The 16,453-nt window shown below is 69.1% G+C and carries 17 protein-coding genes and 1 pseudogene; 7 read left to right on the top strand and 11 right to left on the bottom strand.

Going from position 1 to position 16,453, the window contains the following annotated elements:
- Window positions 1-14: 14 nt before the first annotated feature.
- The 3 genes from NN2_RS19975 to NN2_RS19965 all read right to left on the bottom strand — a co-directional run bounded on the left by NN2_RS19975 (window position 15) and on the right by NN2_RS19965 (window position 2,729).
- Entirely contained in the window at window positions 15-209 is a 195-nt protein-coding gene (locus NN2_RS19975) for a ubiquitin-like protein Pup (protein ID WP_030518123.1), read from the bottom strand.
- 182 nt (window positions 210-391) lie between these two features.
- Window positions 392-1,891 (bottom strand): depupylase/deamidase Dop, encoded by a 1,500-nt coding sequence (gene dop / locus NN2_RS19970; RefSeq protein ID WP_030518124.1) that lies wholly within the window; start codon window positions 1,889-1,891, stop codon window positions 392-394.
- A gap of 82 nt (window positions 1,892-1,973) precedes the next feature.
- The gene (locus tag NN2_RS19965) at window positions 1,974-2,729 is read right to left on the bottom strand and encodes a TetR/AcrR family transcriptional regulator (protein ID WP_051757114.1); all 756 of its coding nucleotides are present in this window, start codon (window positions 2,727-2,729) and stop codon (window positions 1,974-1,976) included.
- 99 nt (window positions 2,730-2,828) lie between these two features.
- On the opposite strand from NN2_RS19965, the gene NN2_RS19960 reads away from it, so the two are divergent.
- Both NN2_RS19960 and NN2_RS38655 read left to right on the top strand, forming a co-directional pair.
- Window positions 2,829-3,728 (top strand): AurF N-oxygenase family protein, encoded by a 900-nt coding sequence (locus NN2_RS19960; RefSeq protein ID WP_063015448.1) that lies wholly within the window; start codon window positions 2,829-2,831, stop codon window positions 3,726-3,728.
- Window positions 3,725-4,615, top strand: coding sequence for a DUF4873 domain-containing protein (locus tag NN2_RS38655; protein WP_245658784.1), 891 nt, complete (start codon window positions 3,725-3,727; stop codon window positions 4,613-4,615). Before NN2_RS19960 ends, NN2_RS38655 begins: the two co-directional genes overlap by 4 nt.
- Before the next feature lie 10 nt (window positions 4,616-4,625).
- On the opposite strand, the gene NN2_RS19950 is transcribed toward NN2_RS38655, so the two are convergent.
- Window positions 4,626-5,006, bottom strand: coding sequence for a nuclear transport factor 2 family protein (locus NN2_RS19950; protein WP_063015447.1), 381 nt, complete (start codon window positions 5,004-5,006; stop codon window positions 4,626-4,628).
- 118 nt (window positions 5,007-5,124) lie between these two features.
- A complete protein-coding gene (locus NN2_RS19945) occupies window positions 5,125-5,493 on the bottom strand; it encodes an arsenate reductase family protein (RefSeq protein WP_030518129.1) in 369 nt (122 codons plus the stop codon).
- A gap of 41 nt (window positions 5,494-5,534) precedes the next feature.
- Between NN2_RS19945 and NN2_RS19940 the strand changes: the two genes are divergently transcribed.
- Both NN2_RS19940 and NN2_RS19935 read left to right on the top strand, forming a co-directional pair.
- Window positions 5,535-6,143, top strand: coding sequence for an acyl-CoA-like ligand-binding transcription factor (locus NN2_RS19940; RefSeq protein WP_063015446.1), 609 nt, complete (start codon window positions 5,535-5,537; stop codon window positions 6,141-6,143).
- 52 nt (window positions 6,144-6,195) lie between these two features.
- Window positions 6,196-7,798, top strand: a pseudogene (locus NN2_RS19935) (FAD-dependent monooxygenase).
- A gap of 15 nt (window positions 7,799-7,813) precedes the next feature.
- Here NN2_RS19935 and NN2_RS19930 read toward each other — a convergent pair.
- From NN2_RS19930 to NN2_RS19915, 4 genes are all read right to left on the bottom strand, one after another.
- On the bottom strand, window positions 7,814-8,776 hold the full coding sequence (locus tag NN2_RS19930; RefSeq protein WP_245658783.1) for a hypothetical protein: 963 nt from the start codon (window positions 8,774-8,776) through the stop codon (window positions 7,814-7,816).
- A 589-nt stretch (window positions 8,777-9,365) separates the two neighbouring features.
- The gene (locus NN2_RS19925) at window positions 9,366-10,226 is read right to left on the bottom strand and encodes a 5-oxoprolinase subunit C family protein (protein ID WP_063015445.1); all 861 of its coding nucleotides are present in this window, start codon (window positions 10,224-10,226) and stop codon (window positions 9,366-9,368) included.
- A 17-nt stretch (window positions 10,227-10,243) separates the two neighbouring features.
- Window positions 10,244-10,876 (bottom strand): 5-oxoprolinase subunit B family protein, encoded by a 633-nt coding sequence (locus NN2_RS19920; protein WP_063015444.1) that lies wholly within the window; start codon window positions 10,874-10,876, stop codon window positions 10,244-10,246.
- Window positions 10,873-11,622, bottom strand: a complete 750-nt coding sequence (locus NN2_RS19915) for a LamB/YcsF family protein (protein ID WP_063015443.1) — start codon at window positions 11,620-11,622, stop codon at window positions 10,873-10,875. The genes NN2_RS19920 and NN2_RS19915 overlap by 4 nt, the downstream gene beginning before the upstream one ends.
- Window positions 11,623-11,728: 106 nt before the next feature.
- On the opposite strand from NN2_RS19915, the gene NN2_RS19910 reads away from it, so the two are divergent.
- Window positions 11,729-12,256 (top strand): NUDIX hydrolase, encoded by a 528-nt coding sequence (locus tag NN2_RS19910; protein ID WP_063015442.1) that lies wholly within the window; start codon window positions 11,729-11,731, stop codon window positions 12,254-12,256.
- Here NN2_RS19910 and NN2_RS19905 read toward each other — a convergent pair.
- On the bottom strand, window positions 12,253-12,933 hold the full coding sequence (locus NN2_RS19905) for a TIGR00266 family protein (protein WP_030518137.1): 681 nt from the start codon (window positions 12,931-12,933) through the stop codon (window positions 12,253-12,255). The genes NN2_RS19910 and NN2_RS19905 overlap by 4 nt on opposite strands.
- A 198-nt stretch (window positions 12,934-13,131) precedes the next feature.
- Here NN2_RS19905 and NN2_RS19900 point away from each other — a divergent pair, with 198 nt between their 5' ends.
- Window positions 13,132-13,785 carry a peptidylprolyl isomerase gene (locus tag NN2_RS19900; RefSeq protein WP_036526032.1) on the top strand — a complete coding sequence of 218 codons (654 nt, stop codon included), beginning with the start codon at window positions 13,132-13,134 and terminating at the stop codon, window positions 13,783-13,785.
- A 63-nt stretch (window positions 13,786-13,848) separates the two neighbouring features.
- Here NN2_RS19900 and arc read toward each other — a convergent pair whose 3' ends face one another.
- Window positions 13,849-15,609 (bottom strand): proteasome ATPase, encoded by a 1,761-nt coding sequence (gene arc, locus NN2_RS19895; RefSeq protein ID WP_063015441.1) that lies wholly within the window; start codon window positions 15,607-15,609, stop codon window positions 13,849-13,851.
- Between the two features lie 285 nt (window positions 15,610-15,894).
- Between arc and NN2_RS37265 the strand changes: the two genes are divergently transcribed.
- Complete coding sequence (locus NN2_RS37265; RefSeq protein ID WP_063015440.1) at window positions 15,895-16,398, top strand: WKL family lipoprotein; 504 nt, start codon at window positions 15,895-15,897, stop codon at window positions 16,396-16,398.
- The last annotated feature ends 55 nt before the right edge of the window (window positions 16,399-16,453 follow it).

The raw sequence follows: 16,453 nt of genomic DNA, 5'->3' as shown, positions 1-16,453 counted from the left end.
GGGGTCACCTGATGTCACTGGCCGCCTTTCTGGACGTAGGCACGCACGAAGTCCTCCGCGTTCTCCTCGAGCACGTCGTCGATCTCGTCGAGCAGGTCGTCGGTCTCCTCGGCCAGCTTTTCGCGGCGCTCCTGTCCCGCGGCCTCGACACCGGCCGCGTCGTCGTCCTCGTCGCCACCACCGGCGCGCTTGGTCTGCTCTTGTGCCATAGCAGCCGACCTCCTCTGTACTGATCATCGGCGAGCATCGGAAACCTCCGATGCTCGTCCCTCAACACTACCCAGCGACGGTGACAACATGCCGGATTACATCGCAATGTGCCCCCGCCGCAACGTCACAGCACGCCGTGCCACCCCGGCACGAACGCACCGCCGGCGGCCCGGCCGTACGGTCAGGAAGTGAGCTGCTTGACCAGTTCGGCGGCCGTACCGGCGCCCTCGAGCAACTTGCCGACGTGGGATTTCGTCCCGCGGCGCGGCTCCAGGGTGGGAATGCGGACCAGCGAGTCGCCGCCCAGGTCGAAGATCACCGAATCCCAGCTCGCCGCGGCGATATCGGCGCCGAAGCGGCGCAGGCATTCGCCCCGGAAGTAGGCGCGGGTGTCGGTCGGCGGGTTGGTCATCGCGTCGGTGACCTGCTGTTCGGAGACCAGCCGCTCCATCGAACCGCGCGCCACCAGGCGGTTGTAGAGGCCCTTGTCCAGGCGCACATCGGAGTACTGCAGATCCATCAGATGCAGCTTCGGCGCCGCCCAGCCCAGGCCCTCGCGGCTGCGCATACCCTCGAGCAGGCGCAGCTTGGCCGGCCAGTCGAGCAGGTGCGCGCAGTCCATGGGGTCGCGTTCGAGCAGGTCGAGCACGTGCGCCCACTTCTCCAGCACATCGGTGACGCGCGCGTCGTCGGTGCCCTCGCGGTCGTGGAACTTCTCCACCCGGTCGAGGTAGATCCGTTGCAGCGCAAGGCCGGTCAGTTCGCGGCCGTCCACCAGCGCGACCGTGGCGCGCAGGCTCGGGTCGTGGCTGATGGTGTGCACGGCGGTGACCGGACGGGCCAGTTGCAGATCCGACAGATCCTCGCCGGCCTCGATCAGATCCAGCACCAGCGCGGTGGTGCCGACCTTGAGGTAGGTCGACCATTCGGCCAGGTTGGCGTCGCCGATGATCACGTGCAGGCGGCGGTACTTGTCGGCGTCGGCGTGCGGTTCGTCGCGGGTGTTGATGATGCCGCGCTTGAGGGTGGTCTCCAGGCCCACCTCGACCTCGATGTAGTCCGAACGCTGCGACAGCTGGAATCCGGCATGGTCGCCGGACTGCCCGATGCCGACCCGCCCCGAGCCGGTGACGACCTGCCGGGAGACGAAGAACGGCGTCAGGCCGACGATGATCTGATTGAACGGCGTATCGCGGTTCATCAGATAGTTCTCGTGGGTGCCGTAGGAGGCGCCCTTACCGTCGACGTTGTTCTTGTACAGCTGCATGCGCGGCGCACCCGGCACGCTGGAGGCGTAGCGGGCGGCGGCCTCCATGACCCGCTCGCCGGCCTTGTCCCAGATCACCGCGTCCAGCGGATCCACGACCTCCGGGGCCGAATATTCGGGGTGGGCGTGGTCGACGTAGAGGCGGGCGCCGTTGGTGAGGATCATGTTCGCCGCGCCGACCTCGTCGGCGTCGATCACCGGCGCCGGCCCGTTGAGCCGGCCCAGATCGAAGCCGCGGGCATCGCGCAGCGGCGATTCCACCTCGTAGTCCCAGCGCGTGCGCTTGGCCCGGGGTACGCCCTCGGCCGCCGCGTAGGCCAGCACCGCCTGGGTGGACGTGAGAATCGGGTTCGCCGAGGGTTCCGTCGGTGTCGAGATGCCGTACTCGACCTCGATTCCGATGATGCGCTGCATGGGTCGAGCCTAGGCGACGCGCGGGATCCCCGGGGCCGCCCGGGTGCGGTGGCCCGTCACCGCAGCGCCGCGCGCCGCGAAATCAGTTGACCGCCAGCGGGTCCGAGGCCGCGGCATCGGTCCGGGCGACCAGGTCGGCGACGGTGGCGTCGCGGTCCAGCGGAACCCCCAGACTGCGTGCATTGCTCTCCAGCAGACCGAGCACCGATTCGGTCACGATCGCCTCGATCTGCTCCGATCCCAGCGCCGACGCGGTGTCGGCGCGCCAGCTGTTGACCACCCCGTCGACGAAGCCGACGATGCCGAAGGCCATCGGCCGGGCCCGCACGGGATCGATCCCGACGCGCGCGGCGGCGGTGGCGAACAGATCCGCGAGCCGGGCGCCGATGCGGTCGCGGGCCCCGGCCAGCGCGAGCGACGAATCTCCTTGCGGGGCACTCGCCGCGAGGAAGCGGTGCAGCTGCGGATGCGATGCCACCCAACCGACGTAGGTGCCGACCGCCCCGCGCACCGCGTCCTTGACCGTGCCGTCCGCCCGCAGCGTCGGAAGCAGTTGTTCGAGTAGCGATTCCAGGATCCGGCCGCGAATCTGCTCGTCCAGATCGGTCCGCCCGTCGAAGTGGCGGTACACGACCGGACGCGGCAGGCCCAGCCGGTCGGCGATCTGCTGGACCGACACCTCGGCGCCGTTCTCCTCGATCACCGCGACCGCGGCCTCGATCACCTCGGCACGCCGTCGCTGTTTGTGCCCGTTCCAGCGGGTACTGCGACCGTCCACACCGGTCGCGGCGGACCGTTCCGCACGCCGCGGGGGCCGCTGTCCACCGGTTTCACTCACATGTCAACGATACTCATGCGGTATTGACCGATACATGCCGTCTCACTAACCTTGGTGTTACAGCCTGTCTCGGTAATTCGATTCGTTTGGAGCGCAGTCATGGGCAACGACGCCACCCTGCTCCCGCGGGATACCTTCGCGCAGCGCCTGCTGCTCGGTTCGGTCCGCAAGTCCTACGACCCGGTGGTCGACCTGGACTGGGACGCGCCACTGGATCCGGACAAGTTCTTCCTGCCGCCGGAGGTGGTCTCGCTCTACGGCACCACACTGTGGGACGCGATGTCCGTCGAGCAGCGGCGCGAACTGTCGCGGCAGGAGCTCGCGAACATCCTCTCGGTGGGGATCTGGTTCGAGAACATCCTGAACCGGTTGCTGTTGCGGGAGTTGATGAACGGCGACCCCACCTCGCACCGCTCGCACTACACGCTGACCGAGATGGGCGACGAATGCCGGCACATGACCATGTTCGGCAAGTTGATCGACCGCATCGATGCCCGGCCCTATTGGCCCAAAGCTCCTGCCCGGCTGGCGATCTCGTCGCTGCAGCTGGTGCTGCACGGTCCGATGGTGTGGGTGGGAGCGCTAGTCGGTGAGGAGATCTTCGACGCGCTGCAACGCCGCACCATCGACGATCCGCAGTTGCAGCCGGTGGTGGCGCGCACGTTCCGCGTCCACGTCACCGAGGAGGCGCGTCACATCGGCTTCGCCCGCGACGCACTCGCCCGTCGCGTGCCGGCGATGTCGCGGGCGGAACGCGCCTATGTGCGCCTGTGTGTCGCCGTGGCCGCACCGCTGTTCGTCCGGCTGATCACCAACCGGCACATGTACATTCGGGCCGGCCTGGACGGGCGGGCGGCCACGCGGGCCGCGCTGGCCAATCCGCACGCGCATCGCATGCTCGCGGCCGGAGCCGCCGACCTCGGCGCCTTTCTGGACGAGAACGGTCTGCTCGGCCCGATCGGCAAGCGGCTCTGGCGGAGGCGGGGGTTGCTCGGATGAGGCCGGTCCGGCACAGCTCGGGTGGCGTGGCCGTCGTCGCTGCCCGTCCGGCGGCTCCGATCGTCGCGGCGACGCTGCGGCGCAACGGAATCCGCGATCTCACCGTCCTCGGCTCGACCTCGCGCACGGCCGATCGGCCGCCGCCCGCGGTGCACACCATGGAATTCGACGGCGCACGCGACGTCTGGCGGCTGCGTTCCGACGACGGCACGACCACGGCGGCGGTAGTGATCCTCGCCGATGCCGACCTCGACCCGCGCCGCATCGCCGGAGTCGGCGCCGACCTGCATACGCTGCTGGCCGATGGCCGGGTGGCCCATCTCGCCACGACGATGCACGAGATGCCCAATCTGTTCTGGACGCACTCCCCTGCCGGCGCGAACTGGCCGCACTATCCGGTGCAGGCCCGCGCCGAATACGCCGCGCGCTGCATCGCGGCGATGCGGCGGGCCGGTTGTAGCCGGATCCAGCTGCGACGTGCTGTGCAGCACGAGTCGGCTCGCCGCTGGGCGGCAGATCCGCGCCCCGGCCGGCGGCTGCCGCGACCGGATTCCGATCACTTCGATACGACCGTCGCCGCCGAGCGGGCGCCCGCCTACGAGTACGCCGGTCCGGCGGTACTCGACGCGCCGGGCGCCGAACTCGCGGTGACGGTCGCGCTGAACGGGCATCCGGACCCGATCGACGGCCACTACCACTGGTACGGCCGTCTCAGCGCCGCGGAGCCGGACCGCCTGCCCGATCCGGGGCGCGGTGCGGTATCGCTGCGGATCCCGGGCGGCGAGCCCGCCCCGGGCCGGCTGCAGGAGCGCGACCCGTGGGGAAATCTGCGGATCGCCGGAATCGGACGGCCCCCGTTTCCCCTGGCGGACAACGGCATTCACTGAGAACGGGCGGTCAGCCCGGGATCTTGTCCAGGAATCCGTGCACGCGGGCGATGCGATCACCGTCGAGAACGACCACATCGAAGCCCACGATCAGCGGTTCGGCGCCGGGAGTGCCCAGCGTCCACGTGAATCGCAGCTGGTCGTGGTGTCCGTCGACCGGTCCGAGACCGAATCGCATGCCGGCGAACTGTTCCCGGACGCCGGCGATCATCTCGTCGATCGCGGCGACTCCTTCGACGGCCGCGAGCGGATCGGTGTAGGTGGCATCCGGCCGGTACAGCTCCTCGAGCAGTTTGCGCCGGGCCGGGGCGTCGGCTTCGTTCCAGGTGTCGATGTAGCGCTGGGCGACGGTGTCGTAGGTGCTGGTGGTGGTGGTTTCGTTTTCGCTCATATGACGAGCATGTCGCAGTGCGCGCGCCCGGTCGATTACCCGTCGGGTAATGCCGCGCCACACCGAAGTGGTTGCCGCGCAGCCGGTCTGGACCTCCGGCCGCGCGGCGCGGGACGGATTACAGCACCGATTTCAGCGATTGCTCGTCGCGCGCGACGACGGCCCGGCCGTCGGGGGTGACCACGATCGGCCGCTGGATCAGCTTCGGATTGCTCGCCAGCGTCTCGATCCACTGCTCGCGATCGGCCTCCGTCCGCGACCAGCCCGCCATACCGAGCTCTTTGGCCTCCGGTTCACCGGTGCGGGTGATGTCCCAGGGCTCCAGGCCGAGCTGGGCCAGAACCTCGCGCAGGTCCGCCACGGTCGGCGGATCGTCGAGATACTGCCGCTCGATGTAGTCCACCCCGGCCTCGTCCAGCGCGGCTTTGGCCGCGCGGCTCTTGGAACAGCGAGGGTTGTGCCAGATCTGCGTGTGCCCGGAAGTCATAGCCGAAACCCTAGCGCGCCGGCCTGATCGCGACTGAGTGCATGACCACGGAGCCGGCCCTCGGGCTGCGGGAACGCAAAAAGCTCGATACGCGGCGCGCGCTCAGCGATGCCGCACTCGAGCTGATGTTCGAACGCGGCCTGGACCAGGTGCTGCGCGAGGACATCGCCGCCCGCGCGGGGGTCTCGGTGCGGACGTTCACCAACTACTTCGCCAACAAATACGAGGCACTGGCGTACCGGCAGATCGACCGGATTTGCCGAGGGATCGAACTGTTGCGGGCACGGCCGGCCGGTGAGCCGCTGTGGGCCGCGATCACCGAGGCGATGCTGGAACCGTTGCGGGTCGACGGCCTCGATGCCGATCCGCCGCCGCGCGACCGGCTGGCCGAGGTTCGCAAGCTCGTCGCCAGCCCCGAAACGCAGGCAGCACTGACCTGCACCACCACCGACGCCTTCACCGAGGCGGTCGCCGAACGCACCGGCACCGACCCCGGCACGCTCTACCCACGGCTGGTCACCGAAGCCGCGCTCGGGGCACTGGTGGCGGCGATCGAGGTCAACCCCCGGTGCGATCCCCCGGCCTCGATCACCGCGCTGACGCGGCAGGCACTGGAACTGGTCGCCGCCGGCCTGCCCGAACCCAACTGACTTCTCCACCCTTCCCTCGAAACCGCCTATCCCACAAAGGGGTTGATTTGTCATGCCCGAAAACATCTGTGAGGTACTGATTTCCGGTGCCGGACCGAACGGACTGATGCTGGCCTGTGAACTCGCACTGGGCGGCGTCACAGCGACCGTCCTGGATGAGCTGCCCGCACCCAGCACCGAACCCAAGGCCAACGGCCTCGTCGGGCAGGTGGTGCGGCTGATGGATATGCGCGGCTTGTACCGCCCCGCCGCAGGTGACGATGCTCCGGCGATCCCGCCACCGCTTCCGCGCTACTCGTTCAGCGGGCTGCCGCTGGACCTGGCGGAATTCGCGGACAACCCGTTGTACGCCCTGCCGATTCCACAACCGCGACTGGTCGCGCTGCTCGCCGCCCGCGCGCGGGAGCTGGGTGTGGCTGTCCGCTGGGGACACCGCCTGGACGATCTCGAATCCCACCGCGACCAGGTAATCGCGACCGTCGACGGTCCCGACGGGGACTATCGCATCCGGGCCCGCTATCTGGTCGCCGCGGACGGCGGGAAGAGTGCGGTGCGCAAGCTGGCCGGATTCGATTTTCCCGGCTGCACGGTGGCCGATCGCGTCACGCGATTCGGCCATGCCACCGTTCCGGACGGGCAGCGAACACCCAACGGCGGCATCGACATTCCCGGCGCGGGCCGGTTCCACTTCGGCCACAACCGCGTGGACAAGGGCATGTTCATCTTCGCCGAGCTGACCCCCGGGCGGCCGATGATCGGAGTGAGCGAATACGGCACCGACCATCTCCCGGCCGAGGACGAACCCATGACCTTCGCGGAGCTCCGCGAGAGCATCGAGCGAGTACTCGGAGCCGACGTGCCGATAACACCACCGACCGGCGCCGGCCCCCATGCGTTGCGCCGCACCGTCGGTCAGAACACCCGGCCGGCGGAGCGTTATCGCGCGGGTCGGGTGCTGCTCCTCGGAGATTCCGCGCACGTACACTCCGCGATGGGTGGCCCGGGGCTGAACCTCGGACTGCAGGATGCGATCAATCTGGGCTGGAAGCTGGCGGCGGAGATCAACGGCTGGGCACCGGCCGGACTGCTGGACACCTACGAGAGCGAACGCCACCCGGTGGCCGAGCGCGTGATGATGCACAGCCTGGCACAGAGCGCGCTGATCGCACCGGGACCCGAAATCTCCGGATTGCGCGACCTCGTCGCGGAACTGGTACGGATCCCGGCGGTCGCCGCCCACCTCGCCGAGCTACTGGCCGGGTCCGACACCCGTTACGACGTCGGCGACGACCATCACCTGTCCGGACGACTGGCCCCGGACTACTCGGTCACCACGGACGGCACTCGCATGCGGATCGCCGACCTGCTGCACACCGCACGGCCGCTGCTGATCGACGGGACGGGCGTAGCGGCCGCCGCAGCGGCGGAATGGCGAGAGCGTATCGAAATCGTTTCCGGCGCAATCACGCTCACGGAATCGAACCGGTCCGTCGACACCGCGTCCGGACCCGACATCGCGAGCACGCCGGCGGCGATGCTGCTGGCGCACCGACGGGTACGTCGCATGGGCCGCCGACGACGCGAGTGCCGACGGTCTGCATCGGGCGCTCACCCGGTGGTTCGGCGCAGCACCGGTGCTGTCGCACGCGCAGTGAGGTGGCGCACCGAAATCACAGGTGCATCCACTCCGGCCACATCCGCGACCACGGCTGCGTCGGGCCGGTGCAGTCGAAGATCGTGACATCGCGGGTGTTGCCGACAAATCCGAGCCGGGTGTCGACCCTGCCGACCGGGGTGAGTGAGGTGCACCGGCCGCGCATGTCCGCCTCCTCGCCACCGACGATCAACGCCGTCTCGGCACTGTCGGGCGGGGCGCCGAAGTAGCCGAAGCCGCGACTGGGACTGTAGATCGGCGGCAGCTCCGCGCGGCCGAGGTGGTCGAGGGCGCTCGCCTGCCAGTAGGTGTCGGTGACGACGACAGCGCGGTCCCGGCGCGCGGGTGGGAGCCCGCGATAGGCCGTCGTGACCGCCGCGGTGAGTTCCGGCCAGCCGAATTGCCCGTAGGTGCCGATCGCTATCGCCGCCGAGACATCGTCTCGGGGTGGCTCGACCGCCGCGGCCGGACGCCACGGCAGCGAGCTCACGATCGTGGCCACCGCCGCAATCGTCACGACCGCGGTCGCGACACCGGCGATCCGGCGGCCGACCGCCGCCCGCGTTCGCATCCAGTGCACCACCGCGACGGCGCCCGCCGCGAGCACCACCCCGTACATCCCGGCCGGGTAGTACACCCGGCCGCCGGTGACGAGGAAGACGAGGTCGACCAGAATCAGGGTGGCGCCCAGAAAACGATACGGCCGCAACGGTTTCCAGCGCAGCAGCGCCCACAGCCCGCCAAGCAGCACCAGGACCCCGAGAACGCCGGCCAGGATCAGCGAGATCGGCACGAACAGCAGCCGGCCGCCGAGGATCGCCTGTTCGGATGCGATCTCCGCGCCCATCGCCAGTTGCGGCCAGCCGTGACTTACCTGCCAGATCACCTGCGGCACCGCAGACAGCACGGTGACTCCGGCACCTGCCCACAGCAGCGGCCGGCGCAGCAACTCGCGGGGACCGAAGACCGCACAGCTCACGGCCAGTGCGATCCAGAAGAAGATCGACGGTGTTGGTGGTCAGCATCGACCCCTGCAGCAGCAGAAACGGCGAGCACGCGTAGGCGAGGGCGGCCAGTGCCTGCGCGGTGCGCCCGCCACCGAACTCGCGAGTGATCATGGCGCATAACGCGACCGCCGCGACCGTGATCAGCACCGCGGGCAGCCGCAACGCCGGATAGGAGCCGGGAACGAGCGTGTCCATCATCCGGGCCAGCAGCGGCAGCATCGGGCCCTGATCGGCGTAACCCCAGCTCAACCGGCGACCGGCGGCGAGGAAGTAGAGTTCGTCGCCGAAATATCCGTACCTCGAGGCCGCGAACAGCAGCGCCGCCGCGCCGAGGGCGGCGATCGGCGCGACCACCGGCCACGCGAGCGGTGGAATCGCGGCCGATTCGGTCGCACCGCGCGCGTCGGTGTCGGACTCGCACACATCGGTCACCGGCACACTCCTGTAGCGGATTTCGTGGGGACGTCTGCGAACGTATCGGTTTCCGGCCGCGGCGGAGTCGCCCCGCAGACCGATCCGCGGTCAGCCTCGAGAGGTATGCCGACCCATCCCCACGGCGGATCAGGGCTGCCAGGAACGGAATTCGATCAATTGGCCGGGACGGGCCTGGCCGAGCAGATCGACATCGGCGTCGATCACGGTGCCCACCACGGGATAGCCGCCGGTGATCGGCCGGTCGGCCAGCAGCACCACCGGGCGACCCGCCGGTGGCACTTGAATCGCACCCAAAGCCATTCCCTCGGTGGGCAATTCGGCATCGTTCGCTCGCCGCAGCGGTGGGGCGTCACCGTGGCGGTCCAGGCGCACACCGATCCGGTCGGTGTCGGTGGAGACCGCCCAGGCGCCGGTGAACAGATCGGCGGGATTGTGGAACCAGTCCGCGCGCGGCCCGAGCCCCACGCGCACCCGCAGCGTCCCCTGGGTGAGCGGCGCGACGGGAGCCATCTCGACCGTCGGCCAGCCGCGCGGCGGGGCGCCGACCGGCAGGGTGTCGCCTCGGCGCAACGGTTCCGGACCCAAACCCGCCATGGTGTCGCGGCTGCGCGATCCGAGAACCGGCTCCACCGCGATCCCGCCGCGCACTGCCAGATAGCAGCGCAGGCCCGCCTCGGCCATGCCGATCCGCACCCGCTGCCCGGCCGCGACGAACAGCACCGACGCCGGGGGTTCGGGCCGGACGCCGACGTTGATCGGCACCGGCGCTCCGGTGATGCTCACCACCGCCGGGGCGTCGAATTCCACGCTCAGCCCGCCCAGCACGCATTCGATGGCCGCCGCCGATTCGGCATTGCCCACCAGGCGGTTCGCCAGCCGCAGCGCCCGCCGGTCCACGGCCCCGGAGACCCCGACCCCGGCATGGAACCAGCCGGGCCGGCCGAGATCCTGCACGGTGCTCAGCGCGCCCGGTTCGAGCACCCGCATCCGCGCCGCCGAGGATCTCACCGATCCACCGCCTCGAACCGGACCCGGGTACCCGCGCGCAACAGCGCCGGTTCGGGCCGCGCCACATCCCACAGGACCACGTCGCTACGGCCGATGATCTGCCAGCCGCCCGGCGAACTGCGCGGATAGACGGCGCTGTATCCACCCGCCAGGGCGACCGACCCCGCCGGAACGACGGTCCGGGCCTGCGAGCGGCGCGGCACCGACAGTCCGGCGTCGGGCGCGTGCAGATAGCCGAAGCCGGGCGCGAAACCGATGAACGCGCACCGCCACTGGGCATCGGTGTGCCGTTCGACCAGTTGCCCGGGTGTGATGCCGAGAAGTTCGGCGGCGTCGGCGAGGTCGGGGCCGTCGTAGCGCACCGGAACGGTGACCACATCCGCCGCGGCGGCACTGTCGGAATCGGCGTCCGATGCGAGATCCAGTGCGCGCACGCGTGATTCGATCGCCGCGGGGTCGATGCCGGGACACAGTGTGAGCAGGACGGTCCGGGCGGCGGGCAGGAGGTCGGCCACGCCGTCGATCGGCGCCCGCCGCAGGTGGTCGAGCAGCAGCGGCAGCTGGGCGGCGTCGGCCGGTTCGAGCAGCAGCGCGCGGTCTCCCGCGGGCCGCACGGTCACCGCGCTCATGTGAAACTCCGCAGTTCGACGCCCTTGTCCAGCAGCGACTGCCGGATCGAGCGCGCCATCCGGACGGCATCGGGCGAATCGCCGTGGACGCAGAGGCTGCGCACCTCGACCCGCACCTGCTCACCGGCCACCGTGTGCGCGTGCCCGTCCACGGCGATCGACACCGCCTGCCCGAGCGCCGCCTCCGCGGCCAGCACCGCACCGGCTCGCCCGCGCGGCACCAGCCTGCCCTCGGGCGTATAGGCCCGGTCGGCGAAACCTTCCGCGTGGAACGGGATTCCGGCCGCCTCCGCCGCGCGTGCCAGTTCGGAATCGGCGGGGCCGAGCAGGCTCAACTCCTCGAAGGCGAGCAACGCCGCGACCACCGCCTCGGCCGCCGCCGGATCGGATGCCGCCGAGTGATACAGCGCGCCATGGGGTTTCACATAGCGCACCCGGTCACCGGCCGCCCGGGCGAAGCCGTCGAGCGCGCCGATCTGATAGATGGATTCCGCGGTCAGCTCGGCCGGGGACACCATCATCTCGCGGCGGCCGAATCCGGCAAGGTCGCGATAGGAGATGTGCGCGCCGATCCGCACCCCGTGCGCGACCGCGAGATCACACGTGCGCCGCATGATCACCGGATCCCCGCCATGGAAGCCGCAGGCGATATTGGCGCTGGTCACGACGTCGAGCAGCGCCGCGTCGTCGCTCATCGTGTACGCACCGAACCCCTCCCCGAGATCGCTGTTCAGATCGATCACCACGGAGTATCACCTCGCCTCGCCGTTGTCCTACCGCCATCGTCCGCGCCCGTCGCCGATACGCCACCGTGGGCGCATTCTCCCGCACTCACCGCCTAGGCTGGCGGGAATGGGTGAGGTGATCGCCGTCTACGACGGCCGCGGCAACGAGACCGGCAGCGCCGAACGCGCCGAGGTGTATGCCGAAGGATTGTGGCATGCCAGTGCCGGCGTGCTGGTGCGATCGCTCGACGGGCGGCGCATCTACGTCCATCGGCGTACCGATACGAAGATGGTGTTCGCCGGAATGCACGACTGCCTGGCCGGCGGGGTGCTGGCCCCCGGCGAGGATCCCGCCGCCGCGGCGGCGCGCGAGCTGGGCGAGGAATTGGGAATCGTTGCCGCGCCAAGCGAACCGCGGCCGCTGGCGCGGGTGTCCTGGGACGGCAGCTGGGCGGGCCGCCCGATGCGGTGCCACCTGTTCGCCTACGAGATTCGCTCCGACGGGCCGATCACCGTCCAGCCCGAGGAGATCGCCGCGGGCTGGTGGTGGACCGACACGCAGCTGTGGGAGCACCTGAGCGATCCCGGCTGGCCGTTCGTCCCCGACACCCGGGTCCTGATCGACGAACTGCTGCATCCGCGCAATCGGACCTAGCCGGACGAGGTGACCGCGCCGGCCCAGGCCGCGAACGCGCCGGGGTTGCGGGTCTGCAGCAGCACCCGGCCCGGACCGGTGAAGTCGAACACCAGACCTTCGCCGGAAGTGATCGACTGCAGCGAACGACCCGAAACCGCCCGGCGGATACCGAATTTCAACGCCAGGTCGTAAGCCACCACATGGCCGCAGTCGATGGTCACCGACTCCCCCGGCTGCAGATCGATCACGTCGATCGCGCCGAAGACGCCGAGCACGACCTCGCCCTGCCCCTGGGCACGCAGGCCGAATCCGCCCTCACCGCCGAACATATTCGCGAAACCGCCCCATTTCGCTTCCACTTGCACGCCATGGGAATTGGCGATCCAGCCGCCGCGGCTGATGAAGTACGGGCGATCGGGCGCGATCGGCAGCGCCAGCATGTCCCCAGGCAGCGCCGGCGCCACATCGACCCAGCCGCCCTGTGGCGGCGCGGTGAACGTGGACACGAAGAACGACTCACCGGCCAGCACGGAACGCTTCAGCCCCGCCAGAAATCCGCCCTCGGCCTTCGCGGCCAGGCTCACCCCGGCCGAATGGGCCACCATCGCACCGGTTTCCGCACGCAACGGCTCCCCGCCGGCGAGAAAACACCGTGCCACCGTGGACGACGGATTATGCCGCAACACCACCTGCATGGCCGCGACGTTAGCAGCGCCGGGACCGGGATGTCCCATTCACCCGCACCCGGCGGTCGGGCATGCGATGATGCCGGGCGACCGAACCCATCACGAGACGAATCTCGGAGGCCCGCCCCGGTGCATATCGATGTCCCACACTCGCAGTCCGATCTCGACCACTCCGCCCGACGCGACCGCAGATCGCGCAGATTGCCGGTGCGCAGCGGCCTGGCGGCGGCGGGTGCGGCGATCGCACTGCTGGCCGGCGGCACCCCTGCCGTGGCTGCCCCGCTGCCACTGCACACCCAGGCACCCGGCTGCATGACCCCCGGCGACGCCCAGCCCAACGGCAAGCAGTGGCCGGCCGAACCCGCGGTGACCATCGACCCCAACGCCGGATACACGGCGACGCTGGAAACCAACTGCGGAACCATCACCGTCGCCCTCGACGCCGCGCGGGCCACGCATACGGTCAACTCGTTCGCCTTCCTCGCCGGCGAGCAGTACTTCGACCACACCCGCTGCCACCGCCTGACCACCGAGGGCATCTTCGTGCTGCAGTGCGGTGACCCGACCGGAACCGGCACCGGCGGTCCCGGCTACCGGTTCGGCGACGAGAACCTGGCCGGGGCGACCTACCCGGCGGGAACGGTCGCCATGGCCAACTCCGGCCCGAACACCAACGGAAGCCAGTTCTTCCTGGTCTACTCCGACAGCAAACTGCCGCCCAGCTACACCCCCTTCGGCCGGATCACCGGCGGGATGGACGTGCTGCAGAACATCGCCGCGGGTGGCGTGAAGGACGGATCCGGCGACGGCGCACCGGCCACCGATATTGTGCTCGACTCGGTGGCCACTGCCCGGCGCTGACACCGGATACGGCGAAGGCCGCGCTCGCGATGCGAGCGCGGCCTTCGTGTGTGTGCGGTACTCCTAGAGGTACTGACCCGTATTGGATTCGGTATCGATCGCCCGGCTCGCCGAAGCGTTCTTACCGGTAACCAGCGTCCGGATGTAGACGATCCGTTCGCCCTTCTTACCCGAAATACGTGCCCAGTCATCCGGATTGGTGGTGTTGGGCAGGTCCTCGTTCTCGGAGAACTCGTCGACTATCGAATCGAACAGGTGCTGGATGCGCAGACCGGGATTGCCGGTCTCGAGCACCGATTTGATCGCGTACTTCTTGGAACGGTCCACGATGTTCTGGATCATGGCGCCGGAGTTGAAGTCCTTGAAGTACAGGACCTCCTTGTCACCGTTGGCGTAGGTGACCTCGAGGAAGCGGTTGTCCTCGCTCTCGGCGTACATCCGGTCCACGACCCGCTCGATCATCGCCTTGACGCACTTGGAGCGATCGCCGGCGAATTCGGCGATGTCGTCGGCGTGCAGCGGCAGTTCCTCGGTGAGGTACTTGGAGAAGATGTCCTGTGCCGCTTCGGCATCCGGACGCTCGATCTTGATCTTGACGTCCAGACGGCCGGGGCGCAGGATCGCGGGGTCGATCATGTCCTCGCGGTTGGACGCGCCGATCACGATGACGTTCTCCAGGCCCTCCACGCCGTCGATCTCCGACAGCAGCTGCGGCACGACCGTGGTCTCCACATCCGAGGACACACCCGAACCACGAGTGCGGAAGATCGAGTCCATCTCGTCGAAGAACACGATCACCGGGGTGCCTTCGGAGGCCTTCTCACGAGCCCGCTGGAAGATGATCCGGATGTGGCGCTCGGTCTCGCCCACGAACTTGTTCAGCAGCTCGGGACCCTTGATGTTGAGGAAGAAGGACTTGGCCTCCTTGGCGTCCTCACCACGCGCCTCGGCGATCTTCTTCGCCAGCGAGTTGGCGACCGCCTTGGCGATCAGCGTCTTACCGCAGCCCGGCGGACCGTAGAGCAGCACGCCCTTGGGCGGGCGCAGCGCGTATTCGCGGAACAAATCCTTGTGCAGGAACGGCAGCTCCACCGCGTCGCGGATCTGCTCGATCTGGCGGCCCAGGCCACCGATGTCCTCGTAACCGACATCGGGCACCTCTTCGAGCACCAGATCCTCGACCTCGGCCTTGGGAATGCGCTCGAACGCGAATCCGGCCTTGGTGTCGACCAGCAGCGAGTCACCCGGCCGCAGCCGCCGCACGGGCGCGTTGGGATCTTCGACGTCGTCCGCGTCGACCAGCGCCGACAGCGGGCCCGACAGCCAGACCACGCGTTCCTCGTCGGCGTGGCCCACGACCAGGGCGCGGCGGCCGTCGTCGAGGACCTCGCGCAGGGTGCCGATCTCACCGGTCCGGTCGAAGGTGCCGGCCTCGACCACCGTGAGCGCCTCGTTCAGACGCACGGTCTGTCCGTAGTGCAATTCGGAGGTGTCGATGTTCGGCGAGCACGTCAGGCGCATCTTGCGTCCGGAAGTGAACACGTCGACCGTCTGGTCCTCGTACACACCGATCAGCACGCCGTAGCCGCTGGGCGGCTGGCCCAGCCGGTCGACCTCCTCACGCAGCGCCACCAACTGCTGACGGGCCTCCTTGAGGGTGTCCATCAGTTTGGTGTTGCGAATCGTCAGCGAATCGATACGAGCTTCCAATTCCCTTGAACGATCCGGCGAGTCGGCGAGTTGCCTACGGAGTGCAGCCGCCTCGGCGCGTACCACCTCGAGTTCTCTCCAGGCCGCCGAATCCGAATTCTCGATGGGGCTCATGATGCTGCTCCTCCCAGTCCCGGTCTATCAACGCTACCGGGCGCGAACCGTTCTCGCTTTCCGACATGGTTTCGTCGTGATCACATCTCAGCTGCGGTACCAGCCCGGGCAACCATGTTAGCCTGCCCTAACCTGCATTCGGCGAGCGATTTCGCCGGACCGAACCGAAAGGTCTAGTCGATGCTCCTTCCTACCCGCCACAGCGCTACTCCCTTCGGTGGCAGTACCCGCACCGGGAGCAACGCCACGCGGACCGCCGGTGTTTCCGGTGTGCGTCGCTCCTGGATGCATCTTGCCGGGTTCCGCCTTGCCACGGCTACCGCCTTTACCGCGCTCGCCGTTACCGCTATGACAGCATGCGGGTCCGACAATTCCCAGGACTCCACGCCGACGGGCACCACGACGGCCACCTCGGCCGCAGCCGCCGCCACGAGCGCCGCCGCCGCGCCCGCCCCCACCGCCGAGGAACTGCAGACCACCCTCAACGGCTTCGTGGATCCGGCCAAGCCGACCGCCGAGAAGGAGAAGCTGGTGGTCGGAGGGGGTAAACGAGCCGCCAACATCGACACCATGACCAAGGGCCTGGCCAACTACGGCACCATCACCTTCACCGTCGCCGATGTCAAGACCGAGGGCGATCAGGCCACCGGCCAGGTCACCATCACCTCGCCGCACGGCCCGGCCGGCCCGATGCCGATGACCTGGCAGCACTCGGCGGCCGGCTGGCAGCTGTCCGACGCCTCCGCCTGCCAGATCCTGGCGATGGGTATGGCGCCCTGCCAGCCCTGAGCGCCGCACGGCCCGAGAGAGGAAGGCCTCAGCCGCTCGCTCAGCCCTTGGAGGG

The sequence above is a fragment of the Nocardia nova NBRC 15556 genome (assembly GCF_001613005.1).
Lineage (GTDB): Bacteria > Actinomycetota > Actinomycetes > Mycobacteriales > Mycobacteriaceae > Nocardia > Nocardia nova.
The sequence above is the reverse complement of the archived record's forward strand: the minus strand, read 5'-3'. Positions and strand labels throughout refer to the sequence as shown.